The sequence below is a fragment of the Escherichia sp. MOD1-EC6475 genome (assembly GCF_003046645.1).
In the GTDB taxonomy this organism is placed as follows: Bacteria; Pseudomonadota; Gammaproteobacteria; order Enterobacterales; family Enterobacteriaceae; genus Escherichia; species Escherichia ruysiae.
This window is the reverse complement of the sequence record NZ_PZKQ01000110.1, coordinates 1-2160: the sequence shown is the minus strand read 5'-3', so window position 1 is coordinate 2160 and position 2160 is coordinate 1. Positions and strand designations below refer to the sequence as shown.

Below are 2160 nucleotides of genomic sequence, written 5' to 3'. Positions count from 1 at the left end.
GCCACGCGCCGCTGTGTGTTCAGCGAGGCGTTATCGGTAGCGGGCAGTTTCGCCAGCTGGCTACGTGCTGCCGCTGTGTCACCGGCAGCAATATCCACTTCCGTCAGCCCCAGAATGGCATCGGCGTTAGCTGGCTCCCGCGTCAGGACATTCTGATATGCAGCGCGGGCGGCGGTGTAATCACGTCGTTGTTGCGCCCAGTCAGCCAGCGTGAGATCAATACGCGTGGAAGGTGGTTGCTGGCGCAGCATCGCTTCCGCTTCAGCTTCTTTGCCGCTTTCTCGCAGGCGATTAGCGGTTTCCAGCACCTGATCGCTTTGCAGTCGATTAACCAGTTCCTGAATATTGCTGTTCCACTGCGCGCGCGGCAGGCTGTTGATATGCGCCAGCGCGGCTCTGTCCTGGTCGTGACCGGAAAGATACAGTCCGTAAGCATAAACCTGCTCCGGGTCGTTCGGCTTCTGTTGCGCCAGGCTGCGCATTAACGTATCGGCCTGGCTGCGTTGCCCGGCCAGCCAGAGATCCTGCGAAAGCTGGTAAGTAATCCACACACTGCCGGGATCGAGCGCCAGTCGCTGACGCTGAAGTGCTGCCGCCTGCGCCCATTTACCCTGATTTTCCAGTGCCTCCGCCTGCTGTGATAAGCGGTCGTTTTGCAGGCTGCGTTCGATGTCATCAACGCTGCGCCGCTGGCTGGCAGAGAGCGAGGCAATAAACGCTTCGGCTTTTTCCGGCGACTGCTGGCGATAAAGATTCGCCAGCCCGCGCACGGCGTTGGTGTTGCCGCTGTCCATACGCAAAGTCTGCTGATAATAGCGTTCGGCAGCGGGGTAATCTTTACGTGCCATCGCCACATCACCCAGCCCCAGTACCGCATAGCTGTCGGCGTTATCGACATTGCGCGCCTGCTGGAACAGGCGTTCTGCCCGGTCGGGATTATTGGCTTTCAGCGCAGCATCGCCCTGCTGGATCGCCAGCCAGTAGCGATTCACCTTCAGCAGACTGTTCCACTTGTCGTTGTTGCTGCTGTTCGGATCCAGCGCGAGGGCTTTTTCCAGATTCGCCACCGCATTAGCGCGATCGCCATTCTGGGAATACGCCTGCCCCAGCGCCCCAAATATGGCACCAGAGTCAGGATTATCAATATTAAGTATTTTCAACTGACGAATCGCTTCGTTGCGACGGGAGGCAATTTGCGTCATTGCCCCCCAGTATTCCAGCGCCATTTCGATATCTGGCGGTGCCCCGTTAAATAGCTTGTCGTAACTGTCGATAGCCTCTTTATGTCGCCCGGAGATAGCTTGTAAGCGTGCTATTTGCAGTGCCTGACGCCCCTCAGGCGAAGAAAGTCGCATGGCCGTGCGCGATGCTTTATATATTTTTGAATCAGGGGCGAGCAGGGAAAGTCTGGCAAGTTGTTTTTGCGCGCCTTCAATATCCCCCTTACGCAGCAGATAGCGAAAACGCGCCGCAACGACATCTGGATTATCAGGTTCCGCCAATTCAAGGCGATAAAGCGACTGTTCGACCAGATCTTCACGGTGAATGTCTTCGCCCAACCGAATCTGCGCCATTAACAGCTTATGTGCAGTTGGTGTGGCTTTCGCCATCGACATTACCGCCAAACCAAGGGATATTGTGAGTAAATTTAAGGTGAATTTGTACATGCCTGCCTCAATCAGGTGTTAACTCACTTTTTATTAAAAACTGAACGGGCGCAGCTCCCTGCCTGTATAAAGTCAGGACAGAATGGAGCCGCAAAATAGAAATGACGATGAATTACTGTTGATGAGGGTTCAAACGACGGCGACTAATGATACGTAGCAGACGCCATACTACCCACGCCAATAGCACCACACTGAGAGTTGCCAGCACTGCCAGTAGAATGGGGTGTCTGGCTAACACATATTGCACTCGTTCAATCCAGGGGAGATGCCCAACGTAATAAGTATCTCCAACTCGTAAACTATTGACGCCAGATTCACGAATAACCGCGACTGAACCAAAGATATTGCCGCGTTTTGTACTATTAACTAATGCATTGTGGTGATGCTGCCAACTTACTGTTTTAGTGTATGATGGTGTTTTTGAGGTGCTCCAGTGGCTTCTGTTTCTATCAGCTGTCTCTTCTGTTCAGCTATTGACGGGGTGGTGCGTAAC

Annotated in this window: 1 protein-coding gene and 1 pseudogene; both read right to left on the bottom strand. The window is 53.8% G+C overall.

What is annotated here, in order from left to right:
- Positions 1–1667: tetratricopeptide repeat protein (locus A7589_RS22540; RefSeq protein WP_133174902.1), on the bottom strand; the 1667-nt coding region annotated here is incomplete at its 3' end.
- A 112-nt stretch (positions 1668–1779) separates the two neighbouring features.
- Positions 1780–2031 (bottom strand): annotated as a pseudogene (locus tag A7589_RS22535) (cellulose biosynthesis cyclic di-GMP-binding regulatory protein BcsB); the annotation flags it as partial.
- Between the last annotated feature and the right edge of the window lie 129 nt (positions 2032–2160).